This window comes from Ewingella americana ATCC 33852 (assembly GCF_000735345.1).
Classification (GTDB): Bacteria; Pseudomonadota; Gammaproteobacteria; order Enterobacterales; family Enterobacteriaceae; genus Ewingella; species Ewingella americana.
In genome coordinates, this window is the sequence record NZ_JMPJ01000052.1 from 40,151 (window position 1) to 60,453 (window position 20,303).

Here is a 20,303-nt window from a genome sequence, read left to right on the forward strand (position 1 = left end):
GAGTCACAACATGATTATCAGTCCTCCATTTCTGAGAAATAGAGATGCAAGCCAGTCTGATGCTGGCTGGGTTGATGCGATGATGCCTGTTAGTTCCAGTAGAGGGTATCCTCTTAATGCATCGGATTCATGGCATGGTGGGATCCATATTTCACACACTGACTCAGGCGCAGTGCCGAATAAAGTTAGGGCTATAGCTGACGGTACTGTCGAGTCTTTTCGTATCCCTTCAAAGCCTTGGAAAAGAGATCAATTCCCGCTGAAATACTCGCCTATCAGAGGAACGGATGATGGCTATGTTTTATTAAAACATGAGACTGAAATAGGTTCAGGTGAAGACGGAAAAATTGTTTTTTACTCTTTATATATGCACTTGAAGCATCTGGAAGCAGAGATTCACACGGGCTCTAAAATCTATCGTAAAGCCCCTATTGGCTCATCTGGAATGACTGATGGGAAAAATGAATTTCATTTTCAGATTTTCTGCGATGACGCCAACATAAGTAAATTGGTTGGTAGAGCTACCGGCAAGTTGAATATTAATGAAAATGGAAGAACGGATGCTATCTATGGCGATATTCATTTTTATTTGCCAGCAGGCACTAAATTTTATGAGGCTCGCCCCTCGGCTAATACCGATATCACAACAAACTTGAATGAAATCCATACTAGCGAAGTGCCGCTGTATGCAAGCATGAGCTTCAGTAAAGGAGCATGCACGATGATTACGCGGCAGGCATGCGCCAATGCAGAAGATGCTTTTGAGATAGTTGGCTCTCCTTTGGTCAATGCCGATGGCAAGGACTATGAGTATAACCTCTATAAAACAGCTACTTCACGCTATCCGCAAAGTCCGAGTGCCGGCTATGAACTTCTACGTTTTGGGCGGATTATTAACACCGAGCATGAAACCTTGGTTCCGGCTACAGCCCCCCTCTGGATGACAGTAAATTACCCTGGTGGACAAGGTGTGGTGAACCTTGCAGTGGCAGCTGTTAAAAAGTTCAGCGATGCGGATTTCCCCCACTGGGCAGGTTGGCAACTGGTTAATGATGATAAAGACACGCATAGCCAGTGCAATTCAGCAGCGATAAGGAAGCTTCGGGAGGAAAACAGGTATGCAGCACAAAGCCGCAAACTTATCTGCTGTATGCCGTTTGAGTGGGAAAAAAGCACTATTGATGCCCGGTATAAATGGCTAATGACTGGTCTGCCATGGGAGCAATGTACACCAGAAAAAACGGCAATATGGCGGATACCGGTAACAAATGAATCGAAGGATCGTGTTCTGATGAATGAAAAGGACTATGACAGATTCAAACAACACGCAGAGGCTCTATGTTTTGATTCAGGTGCCTTGGGTTCAGGGAAAGTCTGGCATTTTGATCCACGTGGGTTTATTGAGCATTTTAGGAAGTGCGGGTGGCTTGATTGTAAAATAATTAAAGAGGTCATGGCGGCAAATACGAATAAAAAAAACAAAAATGCGCTTACCACCATCCAAGATATTACATTGCAATATTATGTAGACATAAACAAATTAATGAATAAGTATAATTTATCAGGTGCTAATAGGATCTGTCATTTTTTAGGCCAAGGTGCAGTAGAGTCAGGCTATTTATTGTCGATGCAAGAGGCCAGTCAGCAACAAAATGTAGTTAATGGCGTTCAAAAAGGCGGTAATATTGTTGAAATTTCAACTTACAATGAAACAACTGAATTAGGTCATTGGTATGGATTACTCGATACTGAAAAAGACAAATACTTCTATGAAAAAAAATATAACTCTCGCGGAGGTTATATTACAGGCTCCTATAGTTGGATTAATGGAAATTGTGGCGATGTGGATGCACAAAAATTTAGAGGTCGAGGTTTTAAAATGTTAACAGGTCTTGATACATATGCAAGCTATTGGGTATATCGCGGGTGGTTATCCGTAAAAGATTTCGACAAATATTGGTGGGATGACCCAGCATATAAGAATAAAAAATCCGCGGCCATGAAGAAAAGACCTCCCAAAATTGATTCGCCTCAAAGGGTAACGGAAAACACATACAACTGCATTGACACTGGCGCTTTCTTCATTGCGTGTTTTAAATCTAAAGTACTCAAAATTATGGATGAGGACAGCTCAGAGGTTTCAGACGACAACAACATCATAGAGAGGGTGACAAAAAGAATAAACGGTGGTGACAAGGGAATTGCTGAAAGGAAAATAGCCACTAAAAAAGCTAAAGAGGTAATTGATGATCAAATTTAAAATAAAATTCTTCTTGTGGATAGTGCTTGTTGCTATAACTACAAATTGTTGGGGGGCATATTATAACTCCGTAGAATTTGATGATATCATTGTGAGGTTGGATAAGGATAAAGTCGGCTACATTACGGTTCATAATAAAACATCAGGTATAGATCATTCCTGTGAAATCTCTAATTGGGATAATTCAATGCTAAATGGTGCTGGGGAAATATCATTAACAAGTGATCATGTGGGAGTACTTATAGCGTCCGGTAATAAATATCTTGAAGCTGAAGACGTGAAGAATTGTAACGGAAATGCTATTAGTGTTTATTCCATTCCGTATTTTGATCAAGAAATATCCACCATTATAGACATGAACTTTGAAAAGAAGTTGGTTCTAGCGTTGGTGGTAGTTGATGCTCACTTCAGAGCATACCAAGCGATAGTTTCTAATTTTAATGGAAGAAAAAATATTTTTTCAGGTAAGGGATTTTGGAGTGACTCCGTAAAAAATACTGATGACACATTTTCCCCAGGCAACACTCTATATTTAGGAAAAATATCGCCAAATGGCAGATTTGTTGCGCCTAACGATTTAGATTGTTCTATTGATTCATTCCCTGGAGTATGGGATATAGCAAAAGGAAAGAAAGTGTTTTTCCCTTCGGATAAAGATGCATCAGTGATTGATAGTAAATGCCAGGAACTGTTTTCTGGGAAACAATCCCTAAATGAATTAGGTGGCAAACTTGCCACCATAAAATAACATTTAATTTATTAAAACTTCCTTAAAATATTTATATTGCATTAAGTGCATCCTCAACGATTCTTGCTTAATAAAAATAAAACCCAGAATACTCTCACAATAACTTAATATATTTTAGCAACGTAATAAGTAATGGCATCAGCAATCTTTTAAAAACAGGTATCAATCAACTCAGAATGTATATTCTATTGTTGGAGATGAATAAGTGAAAAAAATCATAATATTTTTTCTGTTTTCCTTTACAACTCCTTGCTTTAGCGAAGAGCATACCAAATCAGCATCTCTAGACGAGGCCACAATAAATATCCCTGAGAAATGGAATGTCAAAAAAAACAACAACTGTTTAATCATTAAGGCGGAACATGTATATGCATCCGATTACCTTAAACTATGCAGAAATTTATCTAATGAAGAAAGTGATTACTTTACAATGAATGATGACGGAAAATGGGAGGCGGTAACTGACGGCATTCCAGTTTTAGCAAATATAAACACCAACTCAAAATTTACTGGAATGAGTGCTGTAGTTTCATGTAAGTATAAAGATGATGCTGGATACCATTCTGAGCAGTGTTTTCAGGCGGAAATAAAATTACCACAAAAGGTAAATTTCATATTTACTGGTAGAGGCAACCCATCTTTATTTAGCGATTACAATAAAGTATATCTATCATTCATAATAAAATAACACCCAATTTATCACCTGTAAATATTCACATTCCGCGTGGTAATTAGATGATATATTCAAAAATTATTATATTTATTTCTTCCCTTGTGTCTTTTTACGCTTTCTCATCAAATACAATAGAATTCAACATATCTAACAAATACAATGCGGAGATCACAACAGTAGGGCAAGAAGGAGACTATGAAGTAAAATATAAAATCTTCGAAAAAACCAGATTAATACAAGAAAATATCATTCATATCGACTCAGAAAGAAAAATAAAAATGTTGATTGATGATTTTAATTTTGACGGAAAGAAAGATTTTTCTATCTGGCACATGGACGAAGGGATGGGGACATACAAAATATTTAAAATCTTTGTTTTTACAGATAAAAATCATGACTTTAATGAGATACACTCACCTTGTGGTGATGATTATATTGATGTCAGAGTTGACAACCAAAAAAAAGAATTAATTAGCTCATATTTCGACGACAACCGAATTAAAAAATGCATCACTGTAAAAAGAAATATAATGATTAAATAATTACGCATATGCGTCACTCTTGTAAATTGCATATCTGACTGTTCTATCTACCCAGTCGTATTAATGATATTAATTACCGGGAATTAAACGGCTTTGATACTCGTTGTAGTGTCTATGGAAATGCTATTTCAGTTCTCACGGAAATGAAATTCCCGAATGATAATCGTGACTTCGTGCTTGAATTCCCTGAATCAAATCAACTTAGGAGAGAGAAGTGAATAAGTTAATATATTTTCCAATCATTTTTAGTGGGATGCTTACCATTAATGTTTATGCACAGGAAATGGTATTTGAATGTCTGACTTCAAACAATAAAGCCGTATCACTATATCAAGATGGAGATGATATTACTTACAAATTCGGCAAAACGAATTCAAAACCAGACATTATGATTAAGAGAAAATTGCAAAAATTAAATATAAAACAAGAAACACCAGTAGGGTCTGGACTAGATAGTTCTATTGAGTTTAAAAATGGAACCTATAGCTATACGATTAATGAAAGTTTAAACAGAGTAAGTGAAGATCACGAATCAACAGCATGGCTAGATGTGAAAAAAAATGGAAAAATTATAAATTCAATTGATTGCAATGTGAATAAAGTATCTCTAACTGATATAAATATTAGTCACAAATAATGTATATTTAAATAAAAGTGACTAAATATAAAACCAATTATTTCTTGTAGGTACTACCTACTGCTATGACATCCAATTCTTGGGGGTGCATATTATAAGCCCGCAGAAGATGATGATGTAAAAGTTAGATCGCATAAGAAAATGCGAGTTGGCGATCTACTCATACCATACAAAAAATAAATATAGGTTAATATTTATGAAAATAATATGGGTATTTATTTTTATGTTTTTTAGCTCATTTTCATCAACCGCGACTCCACTTAATAAAGATAAATCACCTTCAGTGATTAGGAGTTTATCATCAAATTCCAATACTGATATTTCAGCATCATCAAATTTTGATGCTTGCAACGTACACTTCAAAGACTATATTTATCCCGCACTGTCAGATGATGAGTATTACAAAAAAAAATCTCCTATTTCAGAATGGTACTGCCTGTATTCTGGAGAAGCTTTTGAGGCTGGATATGATACTCAGCATACTAATGATAATGGCATTGATGAAAGTAGCACTGACAACAAAATCATATATGATTACAAAAGCAAAGATTGGAAGTCTGTGCCAGATGATAATTACAAAAAAAAGGGGGAAGCTAACCACTTAGAGCTAATTAAAATCAAGAATAAAAACTCTCATGGATTCATGGCTACAGATAGGATGAAGAAACTCAAAGATGGCAGTAATGTTGAAGGATTTTACTTTTGTTTAATTCATAATAATAATGCACTCTGCGGCTCTGGTGAGGGCGTTAAAAGCAATGGGAAATTTATCTCCTCGCAAGATGCATTGAAGCTATTAAATAGTATTTCCTTTGACAAAGATAAAAATCATTAAATTAAAACAGACAATTAGCGGAAGAGAGTTACAATGAACCAACAATTATCATGTTGAGAAATTTGACCATTGGTTTTATTTTTATAATAAACCCAGCGTTTACATATGCAAATAAAATTGATTACTGCAAAACAATTGAATTCTCAGCAGGAGTTTTCAATAAAATGGAAATACAAAAGTCATCCGAGAAAAATGGTTGTCGAGAAAAGCCAGTGCCAATATTTTACAATGGCTTTAAAGACTATTTTTATCTTTCTAAGGAGGCTTATCCAACCGGAGGCATAAGCTACATAACTTGGGATGATGCGAAAAATAAATATGGTTACGATCAAAAAGAACTCAATACGACAATCGACAAGGTCATAAAAGAAAACACGAACTTTAGTTATTTGAAAAGTTTAAAATATCACGTCAACATCGAAACCTTCCCCAGAAAAAACGGAGCACTAGTTATTTCTGACGTTATATTCTTAGATAAGAAAAACGCACCGATTAGCCTTATAAAAACATTGTTTTTTTACTCTCAGGATAATTATGCTGCTACTTATTACTCTGGAGTAGTACAATATTCTGATGTAAAGAGAATTGACTATCTGATTAAGGTCACAGATTTATTCAATACCATGGAGATAAACTGGTAATTATTTAATTAAGTCAGTCTTCAACTTTCTGAAAAGCAAGATGCATCACGCTACTGAAATACTATTTTTATCATGCAGTCAGGGAAGTCAATTTTATTTATTCTTGATATTTCGACACCCCTCATATCGGAAAAATTAATCTCACACACCAGCATGTAATCACAACACCAACGCAAGCAGTTTCATAGTCAATCCTGTGAAATATAGTGGAGTAATTAAAAATTTAAAAAAACACTAATAAAAAACAACATTAAATCACCCCATAATTACAATCCCTAAAAAATTATCAATAAGGAGTAAAATGAACAAGCTAATATTTCTTATTTCTTTTGTGATATCCTCTTCAGCTCACTCTGCTACGGGAATATACAAAATCGTATGGATGGATATGAATGGCAAACATGACATAACATTAACGGTTATGGATGGTGGTTTTGATAGGGAATCATCCGCTGTCATTCTTCATGGTGAAGGAAAATTAAATAACAAGCAAGAATGGGTAATTAATGACAGCGTAAAAAACTGTACTGAAGATTCCGATATATCTATATATCCTAATTCATTCGAGCTCTTGGATTTATTAAAAAAAGATGATTATTACATCCTTTTTTCCTACAGAATAAGTTGTAGTGGAGGCATTTCCCCTGGGATTGTTAAATATTTCGCATATCGAAATGGTATAAAATACTCACTACGGGGGGAGGAGCATATCATCATGGGAAGTGATAGTTTTGGTGGGGAGGTATCTCCAGTACCAGACTTTAACCTCAAAAATAACAAACCCCTTCTGGAGTACATGCTTAAAAAATGGCCCTCCGTTTCGACCACTAGAATTAATTAGCTTTTCAAAAACTGATTAAACCATATGAATCCACCTCTTATTGAATCATGGACTAAAAGACTCTGGCATTATAAATAAAGTAAAATAAATTATGTTATTTATGACATATTCAAACCGGAATGACTTAGGAATATTTAATTTAAGAAAAGCTTGTCATAAGTCATTAGCATATTTTCATCTGTGCGGACACTGACAATTTAACTCTCCATAATTTATATTCGAGCCCAAAAAATGCCAGTAAACCTAAATAACATGCCAGCCCCCTATATACGCCCTACTCCGCCCAGGCTATTGCGCTGGTTAGCCGCGTTGGTATGTCTTGTCGCGACAGGCATATTACTGATGCGCTTATTAGGGAAATTAGTCAGTGAGAACACTTTCTGGTGGTTTGCCATTGGTATTCCGGCCATGGTTTGGCTGGTATTGATGGGAATCCGAATGGCTGTTTATATGATGCAGCAGATTCAGGCTAATGCTTGGGACAAGCGCCGTGAACAGGTGATTTTGCAGGAAGTACGGCGTGGACGCCGTGCGTTGCAAATTCTGGCAGCGACTTTCAGCACAGCTCATCTGGCAAATGCTGAATTCACCGACTGTACTGAAGCTATGCTGCGCAATCAGGATATGTTAAACCCGCAAATTAGCTGGAAAAAAGAAAGTACTGTCCGCCACAGTAGATTGCCGACTACCGAAGTTCTTGAGCCTCAAGATCGCATTGCCGCTGCCTTTGCTGAGCTGCTGGAAAGTTTCGCCGATACATTCAGCTTTATAAGCCCAGATAAGCCTATCGCCATTTTGCTCGAGTCATCCTCGTCAATACCTGCTGCACAGGTGAAAGAGAGCTGGCAAAAGGCATGGGAAAAGCGCGCCTTTCAGCACCCTACTCACTTTATTCAGGGGAGCGGGCTTGGGGTGATCGACAACTGGCTTGATAACCATATCAAAGATGAAGATTTGCTTTTGGTTGTCGCCTTGCATATCGCGCCTGATATAACCCTGTTTAGCGCAGAAGCCGTGGCCGGGCTATTACTCGGCAACCGTCTGACTCAAAAGGATTTGTTACCCATTGCTCTGCTCCATCGGCCAGAACTTTCGGAGCCGGATGATGAAATGTTACGCGCCAGAGCTTTGCAGGCTGCGGACTGGGTGCCAATGAGCATCGATAGAGTGCAACACCTGTGGTTAACAGGGATATCGGCTAAAAGCGATGCCTACAGAGCGATCCTAAAAGTCAAAACTGCGCTGCCTTTTACCGGTCTTGAGCAACAAAGTGACATGCACCATATAGACAGTTTCCTTGGCGATACGGCACTCGCAGCCCCTTGGCTAGCCATTGCCGTTGCTGCCAAGTCGATGAGTTATTCCCCAGCACCACATTTTATTTTTAACGGCGAACAAGGCAGCGAAAGTGTCTGGAGTTGTGCCGTCTCTCCCAATGCTTCTCACAAGGAGAACATAACGTGAAGCGCATTGCCTTACCGATTAAAAAACCAGAAGTCTGGTTCTGGATTATTGCCTTGGTATTTTTACTCACCGGGGCGCTACTTTGTTGGCTAGTCTGGCAGCATCCAGAACAGGTGGGGTTAATGCCAAACACGCCGCAGCAAGATCGCTGGCTGACGGGGCTGATGGTCGGAACTGGCGTGCTCGCCTGCTGCGCGTTGTTAACCTATGCCGGTACGCGCCTTTCGGGTAAAAAGCACTTTGATGAAATTCGCCAACAAGCCCAAGGGGATGATATTCCCAAGCCTGAAAAAGTAGAAAAAGATAAATCTCAGAACGAAATGGTGCTTCTCAAACGCCATCTACGTCTTCGCTATGGCCTGTTCTGGCGCAATAAAGTTCGTTTGCTGATGGTGATGGGCGAAACCGAACAGGTTGCCGCGCTGGCGCCTACTCTGGCAACTCAGGGCTGGCTTGAAGGTCAGCGCACGTTGCTCATTTTTGGTGGCAGCCTGCATGAAGAAGGCGATCACTCGCGTCTGGCTGAGTGGCGAAAGCTGCGCCGCACTCGGCCGCTGGACGGTATTGTCTGGGCGCTGGCTGATGGGCAAAGCCGAAACGCTAAGTGGGTTGATGATGGCCTGCGCTCTCTCGAGAAAATCGGCGATACGCTACGCTATCAACCTGCGGTTTATCTCTGGCAGGTTATTGCTGGCGAAACTGAGGGTCTCGCACGTGCGGAACAATCTATAGGGGCCATTTTCCCTGCAAAAATGTCGCCTAAGTCGATTGAGTCTCAGCTTAAATCTCTAACGCCGCGGCTACGCGAACAAGGACTACAGCAGGTCTTTGTCGAGCAACAACATGACTTTCTGCTGCGCTTCGCACAATCACTGGAGAGCGGTACCGCCGCGTATTGGGGGAAAATTCTCACCCCGTGGCTCGCCAATTACGCCAAACGCATTCCTTTACGCGGCTTGATGTTCAGCCAACCGATATCACCAGCGGTCCCCGTCGGCGTCCATGATAATACCTGGTCGACCTCCGTGACTTGGCAAGGCGTTTTGGAAGATTGCCGAGCAGCGCGCGGTCAGCGCGTGGGCCTGCCTTGGGAGCAAACCCTATGTTACGGCCTGCTGGCACTGATTATGCTTTGGGGCGCGGGAAGCCTCATGTCGTTCGCAGTCAACCGCCACCAGATGGTCTCAGCCAGCGAACTGGCGCAGAATCTGGCGAAGCCGCTTCCAGTGTCTGATGCGCAACTGATTGCCCTGCAAGCCCTGCGTAACGATATCGGACGTTTACAAACTCGTATTGAGCACGGTGCTCCTTGGTATCAGCGTTTTGGCTTAGATCAAAATGCGGCACTGCTTGATGCCCTACTCCCTTGGTATCGTCAGGCGAATAATCGCCTGATACGCGATGCCGCTGCGTACAGCTTGCAGCAGAAACTGAGCATTCTAGCCAACCTCCCGGCGAACAGCCCGAAGCGCGCTGCGCTGGCGAAATCAGGCTACGACCAGTTAAAAGCCTATTTAATGATGGCAAGACCAGAAAAAGCCGAAGGCCAGTTTTACGCGCAGGTGATGAAATCCACCGAGCCGCGTCGCACGGGGGTATCCGCAGGTCTATGGCAGAGCCTGGCGCCTGATTTATGGCAGTTTTATGCTTCTAACCTGCCGACTCAGCCAAGTTGGAAAATCAACGCCGATAGCAGTCTGGTCACTCAGGCGCGTCAGGTGCTGCTGGGGGAAATTGGTCAGCGCAATGCCGAAAGCACTTTATACGAAAATATGCTGCTGTCGGTACGCCGCAACTATGCGGATATGACGCTGACCGATATGGCGGGCGACACCGACGCCCAGCGCCTGTTCCACAGCGATGAAAGCGTGCCGGGTATGTTCACTCGCAAAGCGTGGGATGAGCAAATCCAGCAGGCAATAGATAAAGCCGTGGCGTCGCGCCGTGAAGAGATTGACTGGGTGCTGAGTGACAACCGTCGGCCAGTTGCTGATGAGATCTCACCTGAAGCCTTGAAAAAACGCCTGACAGAACGCTATTTCACAGACTTTGCGGGGAGCTGGTTGAACTTCCTCAACAGCCTTCATTGGAACGAAGCTCATAATTTATCTGACGTTATCGACCAGCTCACCCTAATGAGTGATGTGCGCCAGTCGCCATTGATTGCATTGATGAACACGCTGGCGTGGCAGGGGCAGACCGGGCAAAAAGATCAGGCCTTGTCGGACTCTCTGGTGAAATCGGCGAAAGCCTTGATCAATAAAGACGCGCAGCCAGCCATCGACCAGCAGGCCCATGGCCCGGTTGGGCCTCTGGATGAAACCTTTGGTCCCCTGCTCGCCCTGATGGGTAAAGGCAGTGCGCAAAATATGATGCCTTCCGACAGCTCGCTCAGCCTGCAAACATTGCTGACCCGCGTGACTCGCGTCCGCCTTAAACTTCAGCAGGTTGCCAATGCTTCTGACCCGCAGGAGATGACGCAGGTGCTGGCGCAGACGGTATTCCAAGGCAAAAGCGTCGATCTGACCGACACCCAAGAGTATGGCAGCCTAATCGCCGCCAGTTTGGGAGAGGAATGGAGCGGTTTTGGGCAGTCGATGTTTGTTCAGCCTTTGACTCAGGCTTGGGAAACGGTGCTGCAGCCCTCTTCCGCCAGCCTCAACGATCAGTGGAAAAACGCCATTGTCGCTAACTGGAAATCGGCGTTTGACGGGCGTTACCCTTTCGCCATCAGTAAGAGTGATGCGTCGCTGCCGATGTTGGCCGAATTTATTCGCAAAGACAGTGGCCGTATCGACAGCTTCCTGACCCGCGAACTGAGCGGCGTGCTGCACAAAGAAGGCACGCGCTGGGTGCCGGATAGAGTCAACAGTCAGGGGCTGACCTTTAATCCGGCATTTCTTGAAGCGATTAATCAACTCAGCCAGATTTCCGACATCCTGTTTACTGATGGCAGTCAGGGAATGCGCTTCGAGCTGCTCGCCCGCCCGGTGCCTAATGTGGTGGAGACCAACCTGTCGATTGATGGCCAAAAGCTCACCTATTTCAACCAAATGGAGAGTTGGCAGAGCTTCCGCTGGCCTGGCGATACCTACAAACCGGGCACCATGCTGACTTGGACCAGCGTGAATGCCGGTGCCCGTTTATACGGCGATTATCAGGGAACCTGGGGATTGATTCGTTGGTTGGAACAGGCAAAACAGCAAAAGCTGGATGAGGGGCGCTATCAGCTCACCTTCACAACTACCGACAAACAGCCGCTCCAGTGGATATTGCGCACCGAGCTTGGCAAAGGCCCGCTGGGCCTATTGCAGCTGCGCAACTTCACGCTGCCGACGAAAATATTCCTGACGTCAGAGACGCAAGCTACTACTGAAAAGCCCTTTGACGCCGATGCAATAGCCCAAGAGTGATATCCATTCCTCTCGCATAAAATTCAACAGGACCCGTAATGACCACATTAATCACGCTGCAAGAGGCTTGCAGCGCCGAGTCTTCATCACTCTTGCAATTGGCAACTGAGCAGGCGGCACTTTGGAATAACTGGTTAAAACCGATCTCAGCGGATCTTCCAGCCGGTGAAGATCCGGGCTACGACGACGACTTTCAGCAAATGCGCGAAGAGGTAAATAAGCTCTCGGGGGCCAATACCACGCTTATCTGCGAATTGTCGGAGAAATTGCTTAACGCCAGTTGCAAGGATGTGCGGGTCGCCACCTATTACATCTGGGCGCGGCTGCATCGCGATGGCGAAGCGGGCTTTGCCGACGGCCTATCCCTATTAGCAGCACTTATCGGGGATTTTGGTGAGATGCTGCACCCGCAGCGCGCCACCAGCAGAAAAACGGCGCTCGAATGGCTTGCAGGCTCGCGCATGCTGGACAGCCTTTCACTCTATCCAGAAGTCGATAAAGCCGATTTTTCCCGCATCGTGGCGGCCCTGACACTTCTCGAACAAGGCGTAAGCACATGGCCTGAAGCGAGTCGCCCACAGCTCGGCGCGCTCTACGCCGTGTTGGAAAATCGCCTCGCGCAGTCTGGCGGGATGCATGCCGTGGTGCCGCAAAATAGCGGCTCTTCAAGCCCTTCGGCGGAATCCACCAGCGCGTCTCCCTCACTGCGACCAGTGCAGTCCGGCCGCGACCTACTGGATCAGGCAAAGACGCTGGCAAAATACCTGCGCGACCAGCCTCAGGGGTGGCTCTCGGGTCATCATCTGATCAAGAGCGTGCGTTGGGATACGGTTCATGAACTTCCTCCGCTGGATGCCAGTGGCCGTACTCGCTTACTGCCGCCGCGCCCGGAGTATCGCGCACAGCTCAAGCGTCTCTATCTTCAACAGAGCTGGATAGAACTGCTGGAACAGGCAGAGTCGATGTTTGCCGAAGGCGTTAACCACTTTTGGCTCGACGTGCAGTGGTATCTGCATCAGGCGCTCAGCAAGGCGGGGGCTCCCTTCGACAGCTGGACCAGCTGTATTACTCAGGATTTGCGCCTGCTGCTGACCCGTCTCACCGGATTGGAAAGCCTTTGCTGGAGCGACGGCACGCCCTTCGCGGATGAAGTCACACAAGACTGGATTAATCAACAGGTGCTGGAATCGGTCACTGGCTGGGGCAATGAACCCGCCGCTGCCGTCACCTCCGGCGAGGACGATATTCTTCAGCTTGAAAGCGAAGCGCTAGCGCAGGCCGACAGTGACGGCGTTGAAACCGCGATCCTCTGGTTGCAAGCACGTCCGGGAGTCACTACCCCGCGCCATCAATGGTTGTTACGACTGGTGATGGCCCGCGTCGCCGAGCAATATGGCAAGAACGACATGGCACTCCACCTGCTTGCGGATCTGGATAGCGGCGGCTCGTCCCTCACCCTCAACCACTGGGAGCCGGGATTGGTTTTTGAAGTCAAAGCCCGACGCCTCAAGTTACTGCGTATGAAGGCGCAGCGCAGTGACAGCGACAAAGTTCGCCTGCACAGCGATATGGAAACCTTGCTCAGCGGGCTAATAGCGCTCGACCCGGCAAGGGCTGCGGTGTTGTGTGGTTAACACTTAATAAGGGATTATTTATGGCAAAGGGTTATTACTTGGTGGTGGAAGATGAAACCACCTGTGGCGGTATCATCATTGAAGGTGATACAACCCACACACTGTTCGGCAGAGCCGTGGCTCGCGAGGAAGATCGCGTAACCTGCGGCAAACACCCCGGCACTTACTATATTATCGGCCATATTCCCGGCGATAAGATCCACGGCCGAAATTTCGCCGGCACCCTTCACAGCAAAAGCAGCTGCCCTTGCGAAGCAGAGTTTATTCCGTCAATGGTGGATGATACGTATGATTTAACTCCTTCTGATTACTCTAAACCAAGTACTCAAACAGACGAATCCGCCGACAACAATAACCAAGCTAACTCGCCAAAAAATCAAATAATCTGTACGCACACAGATGGCGCCTTAGTTGTTGCCGAGTATATTGTTAATGAAATTAAAAAGAATGTAAAAAGTCAGACTGCGGAACAGATTAGGTTTCTTATAGACAAAGAAACTTATAACGAAAGTATGAAAGAATGGGAAAATAGTCCTTGGTATAATAAATTAAACCCACCACCGCAACTTTCAACGGTGACTGCGATGGCAATTTGGTTTCAAGCAGTAAAAACAGGATCCATCTGGGATCACAAGCATTTAATAAAATCTAAATTTGGTAGAATAGCTGTAGAGCGTCAATTAAAAAGTCGCCAAATCTCAAGGAGCCATTATCACAAATACAAAAATCACGATTACTTTTATGATGTCTGGTCTAATATACATTATGGTTATGTAGGTTTAAGCACTGGGTTTTCAGTTGAAACTTTACTTGCAGGCTCAAACATGGAACAAATTAGAACCAGCATTGATTCGGAAAAAGATCCAATTGACGATATTGTTTGCGTAAACATAGGATTTAACTTGTATTATAAATACGGTAGGTATGCAAGGGACTTAACCTCTATAGACATTCTAGATGCACTAGAAAATGAACCAGACATTAACTTGAAACAATCGAGACAAGACCATTTGTGTTTGAGTGTAAAAAAAAACAAACTATACTGTTTAGAGTGAAAATTAATGAGAAAACTAATATTAGTCTCGACTTTAATTATTGTATTATTTTTCACATCATTCTATATAATAAGTTTACTAAAGCCAAAAATATCAATCCACAACAATACAAGTCATAATATCTACATATACTTTGGCGAAAGTACCTATGGTGTAGATCCAAGCGTCGAAGAGATTGACAAGATAATAAAAAGAAGACCCGACGAACTCATGCCCGGCCAAAAAATAATGTTAAAACCTTCTTTAAAAAGATTATTAGCCAACGATTCGGAAGTGGGTATCGGTTGGTATATTGGAGGGCAATATGAATATAACTCAATAAGCACATCGGGGCAATTATTTAAACTATCCAAACAAGAAGGAAACTGCTCAATATCAATTATCATTAAAAGCGACAAGGCTATTTTAAAGAAAGAAAACAAAACCATCTGTTACCAAAAACTTCATGCATTTTAAACAAGTTTAAGACAGCTATTAGCGAGCATCGTAGAGAAATCATGAGATATTCATTTAACAAAAAATACATACTTCGCTGGGGGATGATAATCGTAGCTTGTTTTGTTTATTTTACTTTAATAACAATAACATCGTTCCAAATAGGAGCATTTTATGAAAATCAAAGCATACAAATCGCCCCCCCAACTTCATTAAAAGAATATTTTGATGCAATCGACGCTCTAACCAGTGCACTCGACAGTATCTATCGGGCATCTATTTATGGCTTTGTCATATCCATGTCCATTATCTTGTTTTCTTTTAAGAAAATTAGATAGGCATGATATTACTTAGATTTTAATAGCTAAAAAAATAAAGGAGAGAGAAAGTAAAAACAGGATCGATTTGGGATCATAAGCATTTAATAAAATCTAAATTTGGTAGAGTAGCTGTAGAGCGCCCATTAACAAGCGGGGAAATTTCAAAGAGTCATTACCACAAATACAAAAGTCACGATTACTTCTATGATGTCTGGTCTAATATACATTATGGTTATGTAGGATTAAGCACTGGGTTTTCAGTTGAAACTTTACTTGCGGGTTCAAACATTGAACAAATAAGAACCAGCTTTGAGTCTAAAAAAGATCCTCTCGATGATATTGTTTGTATGAACATAGGGTTTTCTCTATTTAAAGAATTTGGAAAATACGCGGAAGAGCTGACAGCTCAAGATATCCTAAATGCATTGGAATCTGAAAGTGACAATGTTCTTACGGAGTCGAGAGATGAACATTGGTGCATAAAAATCTCTAGTAATAACTCGTTAGGGGAAACTAGATGATTAGTATCATAAAAAGAAGAAAAATCACCACAACTATATTAGCCCTGCTAATTATAATTACATTGTCTTATAAGTTAAAGCCACGTATTACAATAAAAAACAACACAAACGAGATCGTTCGTGTTTATGTTATGGAAAGAGTTATTTCCGAAGACGAACCGTCCATAGAGGAAGTAGACCAGCTAAAAAAAGTAAGGATTTTAAATCCTCAGGACAAGATAAGCATAGCGCCCTCTTTCAGCACTTTACTACATATAAATAAAGAAATAGACATTGGCTGGAGAACTATGCCTCCTGAAAAAAGCAATACAAAAGTGGGCCATAAGTGGTTTTTCATAAAAGCGACAAAAGGGAACTGTAGTTATTCCTTAACGATAAGTAATGATAACTACACTTTAAAAAATGAACACAGCCATATATGTATTAAACGTCTCGCTCCAATAACTGACGATTCTGATTAATAGTTAAATCTTTTAAACCACCACCTCACAGATTAAATCCCCAACCACCACTCTTTATCATTGAGATCCCATGGACGACCTAACCCTGCGTTATTTTGACGCCGAAATGCGTTACCTGCGCGAAGCGGGCGAAGAATTTGCTCGCGCGCACCCTGACCGCGCTGCCGGATTGAATCTGGATAAAGTCGGGGCTCGTGACCCCTATGTTGAACGCCTGTTTGAAGGCTTTGCTTTTCTGATGGGCCGCCTGCGGGAGAAGCTTGATGATGACCTGCCGGAGCTTACCGAAGGGCTGGTCAGCCTGCTTTGGCCGCACTACTTGCGCACTATCCCTTCCCTGTCGATTGTGGAATTCACCCCAGACTGGCGGGAAATGAAAGAGCGGATGACGATGCGCAAAGGGTTCGAAGTCCTCTCGCGTCCGATTGGTGAGCACGCAACGCGCTGTCGCTACACCACCACTCAGGATATCGAACTGCTGCCGATTTCGCTGCAACGCGCCGTGCTGGACAGCGAGCCTGACGGTCGTTCGGTGATGCGTTTGCGCTTTAGCTGCGGAGATTTGGCTGACTGGAAAAAAATCAAGCTGGGCCAAGTCCCCCTCTATCTTGATGCCGATGCCCCGCTGGCCTGCGCCCTGCATGAAGCGTTAACGCTCAACACCGCCAAGCTGTGGATCCGCCTGCCGGGCCAGACCGACCGCCAGCCGTTAGACGGTTTTTTTGCCCCACAGGGTTTTGCCGAGCAAGACCAGCTCTGGCCGAAAGGTGACACCGCGTTCAGCGGCTACCAGCTCTTGCTGGAGTACTTCACTTTCCGCGAAAAGTTTATGTTCGTCACCCTCAAAGGGCTGGAATCGGTGACCCTGCCGGATACCCTCCCATGGTTCGAGATTGACGTCGTGCTGGAAAAACGTTGGGAGCACGACTTCTCTTTCTCAGAAAAAAACCTGCGCCTGCACTGCGTGCCGGTAATTAATTTGTTCTCGCTGGAGTCGGATCCTCTGACCCTCTCCTCTTTGCAGACGGAATACCTGCTGCGCCCAATGCGGGTGCAGGATGGCTACACCGAAATCTACTCGGTGGACTCGGTTATCTCGTCCAAAAACTCGGGTTATCAGGTGTACGTGCCTTTCACCAGCTTCCGCCATAAAGGAGGCATGCTGCGCCACGACGCGCCCGAGTATTACTACCACACGCGAGTGAAGCGCGGTCCGTCGGGCCTGCATGACACTTGGCTGGTATTGGGTGGAGAAGCCTTTGATAACCACAGCGTGCCGGAGAGTGAGAATCTCTCCCTAAACCTGACAGGAACTAACGGCCAGCTGCCACGCAAATCCTTGCAAAGCACCGTGCTGGATACCGTCGTCAAATCCACCGGCGCCAATGTGCGGGTGCGGAACCTGTCAGTGCCGACCATGCCCTGCTATCCGCCAAACCGCGATCGTTTTCATTGGCGGGTGCTCAGCCACTTGGGCAGCAGCTTTCTGTGGATGATGGACAGCGCCGAAGTGCTGCGCGGCACGCTCGCCCTGTATGACTGGACGGAAAGCGAAATGAACCGCCGCCGCCTGGATGCCATTGCGGACGTAAAACATAGTGAAATTGAACGTTTTGAACGAGGTTATTTGCTGCGCGGCGTACACATTGAAATCACCCTCGACAGCAACGGATTTGCCGGTACCGGGGATATCTGCCTGTTCGGTGAAATGCTCAGCCGCTTCTTCGCACTTTATACCGATATTCACCTGTTTAATCGCCTGACCCTCATACTGCAACCCACCGGAGAACGCCTTGAATGGGAAGAGAATCACAAAACCCGTCTTCCGGGCTAAATGCCAGGCTAGAGCGGGATATCAGTAAGATTAATTTTTTCCGATTCTGTCAGTTGCTCGAACAGCCGGGCATGCCAAAACTGGGAAGTACCGCCAATCCTGCGGACGATCCGGTGCGTTTCCGGCCCCATCCGGGGATGGGTTTTCCCGTCAGCGAGCTTAAAGCGCTGGAAACCGATGCCGACGGATTACCGACGGTGCGCACCACCTTTATGGGGCTGTACGGCGTAGATTCCCCACTGCCAACATCCTATATCGACGACATCACCCAGCAGCGAGAAGGGCATGAGGCGCTGGCGGGTTTTCTCGATATTTTCAACCATCGCATCATGACCCAGTTCTATCGTATCTGGCGCAAATACTCCTACCCGGCGACCTATGAGGCGGGCGGCAAAGACAATATTTCGCAGAACCTGTTGGGTCTGATTGGCATGGGAATTCCCGGCTCGCAGCAGCATTTTGCCACGCCGACCTCGAGATTTTTGGCGCTACTCGGCGTGATGCGCCAGCCGGGGAGAACGGCTGAAGGCGTGCAGGCGCTGGTGCGATTGTTGGCTCCGGCAACGCGGGCAGATGTCACGCCGCACTGCCTGCGTGCCGTGCGTATTGCCTCACCCATGGCATTTACTGACGAAGGCGCTGACTGGCTGCGCGACGCCACCGTATTGGGTGATGAAGCCACTGACGCCAACAGTCAGTTGCTGATCTCACTACACACTGAAGATAGTGAAGAAGCCAAGGAGTGGCTGCCGGATGGCTCTATTTATGCCGATTTTCTGGTGCTGTTGCGCGTCTATCTGGGCTGGCGCTACAAGGCACGCATTCAACTTACGGTGCCCATTCGCCTGCTTCCTACTCCCATCTTGGGAGATACGCCGATTTGGCTAGGGCTCACCGGCGTACTGGGGCTGGATGAAGAAGCTTCAACCCAAGACATACCTGATTATTTTACCGTGGAGCTAGGCCTTTATAGCGGCATGGCTACCCACAAGCCTCAAGAAGGAAAACCGCGTGTTATTAAATACCGTCTGGAAAAGTAAAATCGGACTCTCCGTATTAGCCCTTTTGTTGGGCGGCTGCGGGCTGACTCAGAGCGTAACGGATGGCACCGTTGCTGCCACCAAATCGATATTCTTCAAGCAGATAAAAGTCCTGCATTTGGATTTTACCGCCCGTGAAGCACTGAACACGGATGATAACGAGCAGAACTCTTCCTCCGAGCCGGTGATGGTGCGGGTCTATCAGCTGCGCGACGACAAAACCTTCCAGAAAACGGTTTATCAACAGCTTGCCCAAGATGGCGAAGACGCATTGAAAGACGATCTTCTGGCGACTCGCAGCCTGGTGGTGAAGCCGGGGACCTCGGCATCACTGGACATGCCGATGGAAAAAGACGCCAAGTTTGTCGCCATCGTCGGCCTATTCCGCCATCCAGATATGAATAAAGATCACTGGCGGCTGCTGATCAATCGCGAAGAACTTGATCCCGATGCCCCTCGCGTCATCGAGCTAGGTAACAACAATCTGACGCTGCGTGAGGAGAAAAAGTGATGTCGCAATGTCACTCGCCCTCACTTTACGAAATGCTGCTCGGCAACTTCGCCGGGGGGCTTAATCTGAATCAGGTGAGCGAGCAGGATCAGGTGATCCTCTCGGTGCTCGACAATATGCAGCGCATTCTTAACTGCCGCGCGGGGACCCTCAGCCACTTGCCAGACTACGGACTGCCGGATATGAGCAAAATCCTGCAAGGAATGCCCGGCACTGCGCACTCTCTGATGACCACGCTTTCGCATACGCTGTTGAAATATGAGCCAAGGCTGAAAAAAATTAAGGTGATCCTGCTGCCGCAATCCGCGCCGGGCCAGTTGGAATACGGCATTGATGCCGAGCTAAAAGAGTTCGGGCTGGTGCATTTCGGCACGGCCTTTATGCCCGAGGGTCGGGTGCTGATCCGCCATTTAAAACAGCAGCAGTATCTCTAAAACC

17 protein-coding genes and 3 pseudogenes are annotated in these 20,303 nt (G+C 45.0%); all 20 read left to right on the forward strand.

Annotation, left to right across the window (positions count from 1 at the left end; all coding sequences use genetic code 11):
* Nucleotides 1-10 precede the first annotated feature (10 nt).
* Nucleotides 11-2,260 carry a M23 family metallopeptidase gene (locus GEAM_RS09380; protein WP_034790866.1) on the forward strand — a complete coding sequence of 750 codons (2,250 nt, stop codon included), beginning with the start codon at nt 11-13 and terminating at the stop codon, nt 2,258-2,260.
* On the forward strand, nt 2,247-3,008 hold the full coding sequence (locus GEAM_RS09385) for a hypothetical protein (protein WP_034790867.1): 762 nt from the start codon (nt 2,247-2,249) through the stop codon (nt 3,006-3,008). The genes GEAM_RS09380 and GEAM_RS09385 overlap by 14 nt, the downstream gene beginning before the upstream one ends.
* Nucleotides 3,009-3,213: 205 nt before the next feature.
* Nucleotides 3,214-3,696 carry a hypothetical protein gene (locus tag GEAM_RS09390; protein ID WP_167333529.1) on the forward strand — a complete coding sequence of 161 codons (483 nt, stop codon included), beginning with the start codon at nt 3,214-3,216 and terminating at the stop codon, nt 3,694-3,696.
* 47 nt (nt 3,697-3,743) lie between these two features.
* On the forward strand, nt 3,744-4,223 hold the full coding sequence (locus tag GEAM_RS23425) for an XAC2610-related protein (RefSeq protein ID WP_084674093.1): 480 nt from the start codon (nt 3,744-3,746) through the stop codon (nt 4,221-4,223).
* A gap of 214 nt (nt 4,224-4,437) precedes the next feature.
* A complete protein-coding gene (locus tag GEAM_RS09400) occupies nt 4,438-4,860 on the forward strand; it encodes a hypothetical protein (RefSeq protein WP_034790869.1) in 423 nt (140 codons plus the stop codon).
* Between the two features lie 196 nt (nt 4,861-5,056).
* Nucleotides 5,057-5,695 (forward strand): hypothetical protein, encoded by a 639-nt coding sequence (locus GEAM_RS09405; RefSeq protein ID WP_150385428.1) that lies wholly within the window; start codon nt 5,057-5,059, stop codon nt 5,693-5,695.
* Nucleotides 5,696-5,745: 50 nt separating this feature from the next.
* Nucleotides 5,746-6,336 carry a hypothetical protein gene (locus GEAM_RS09410; RefSeq protein ID WP_150385429.1) on the forward strand — a complete coding sequence of 197 codons (591 nt, stop codon included), beginning with the start codon at nt 5,746-5,748 and terminating at the stop codon, nt 6,334-6,336.
* Nucleotides 6,337-6,637: 301 nt separating this feature from the next.
* Nucleotides 6,638-7,177: a M949_RS01915 family surface polysaccharide biosynthesis protein gene (locus GEAM_RS09415; protein WP_034790872.1), complete on the forward strand. Its 540-nt coding sequence runs from the start codon at nt 6,638-6,640 to the stop codon at nt 7,175-7,177.
* A 342-nt stretch (nt 7,178-7,519) separates the two neighbouring features.
* Nucleotides 7,520-8,641 (forward strand): hypothetical protein, encoded by a 1,122-nt coding sequence (locus GEAM_RS09420; protein WP_128124486.1) that lies wholly within the window; start codon nt 7,520-7,522, stop codon nt 8,639-8,641.
* Entirely contained in the window at nt 8,638-12,054 is a 3,417-nt protein-coding gene (locus tag GEAM_RS09425; RefSeq protein WP_084674095.1) for an ImcF-related family protein, read from the forward strand. The genes GEAM_RS09420 and GEAM_RS09425 overlap by 4 nt, the downstream gene beginning before the upstream one ends.
* 38 nt (nt 12,055-12,092) lie before the next feature.
* The gene (gene tssA / locus GEAM_RS09430; RefSeq protein ID WP_034790874.1) at nt 12,093-13,688 is read left to right on the forward strand and encodes a type VI secretion system protein TssA; all 1,596 of its coding nucleotides are present in this window, start codon (nt 12,093-12,095) and stop codon (nt 13,686-13,688) included.
* A gap of 20 nt (nt 13,689-13,708) precedes the next feature.
* A pseudogene (locus GEAM_RS23595) lies at nt 13,709-14,029 on the forward strand (PAAR domain-containing protein); the annotation flags it as partial.
* A gap of 312 nt (nt 14,030-14,341) precedes the next feature.
* Nucleotides 14,342-14,743: pseudogene (locus GEAM_RS23600) on the forward strand (polymorphic toxin type 44 domain-containing protein); the annotation flags it as partial.
* A 6-nt stretch (nt 14,744-14,749) separates the two neighbouring features.
* Nucleotides 14,750-15,199, forward strand: coding sequence for an immunity protein TsiR (tsiR, locus tag GEAM_RS23605; protein ID WP_034790876.1), 450 nt, complete (start codon nt 14,750-14,752; stop codon nt 15,197-15,199).
* A gap of 376 nt (nt 15,200-15,575) precedes the next feature.
* Nucleotides 15,576-16,019 (forward strand): annotated as a pseudogene (locus tag GEAM_RS22650) (polymorphic toxin type 44 domain-containing protein); the annotation flags it as partial.
* A complete protein-coding gene (gene tsiR, locus GEAM_RS09445) occupies nt 16,016-16,480 on the forward strand; it encodes an immunity protein TsiR (RefSeq protein WP_034790877.1) in 465 nt (154 codons plus the stop codon). The pseudogene GEAM_RS22650 and the gene tsiR (GEAM_RS09445), both read left to right, overlap by 4 nt.
* Before the next feature lie 70 nt (nt 16,481-16,550).
* On the forward strand, nt 16,551-18,314 hold the full coding sequence (gene tssF, locus GEAM_RS09450) for a type VI secretion system baseplate subunit TssF (RefSeq protein ID WP_034790878.1): 1,764 nt from the start codon (nt 16,551-16,553) through the stop codon (nt 18,312-18,314).
* Complete coding sequence (tssG, locus tag GEAM_RS09455) at nt 18,278-19,354, forward strand: type VI secretion system baseplate subunit TssG (RefSeq protein WP_034790879.1); 1,077 nt, start codon at nt 18,278-18,280, stop codon at nt 19,352-19,354. Before tssF ends, tssG begins: the two co-directional genes overlap by 37 nt.
* A complete protein-coding gene (gene tssJ / locus GEAM_RS09460; RefSeq protein ID WP_072009885.1) occupies nt 19,326-19,865 on the forward strand; it encodes a type VI secretion system lipoprotein TssJ in 540 nt (179 codons plus the stop codon). Before tssG ends, tssJ begins: the two co-directional genes overlap by 29 nt.
* Nucleotides 19,865-20,299 (forward strand): type VI secretion system baseplate subunit TssE, encoded by a 435-nt coding sequence (tssE, locus tag GEAM_RS09465; RefSeq protein ID WP_034790881.1) that lies wholly within the window; start codon nt 19,865-19,867, stop codon nt 20,297-20,299. Before tssJ ends, tssE begins: the two co-directional genes overlap by 1 nt.
* Nucleotides 20,300-20,303 lie beyond the last annotated feature (4 nt).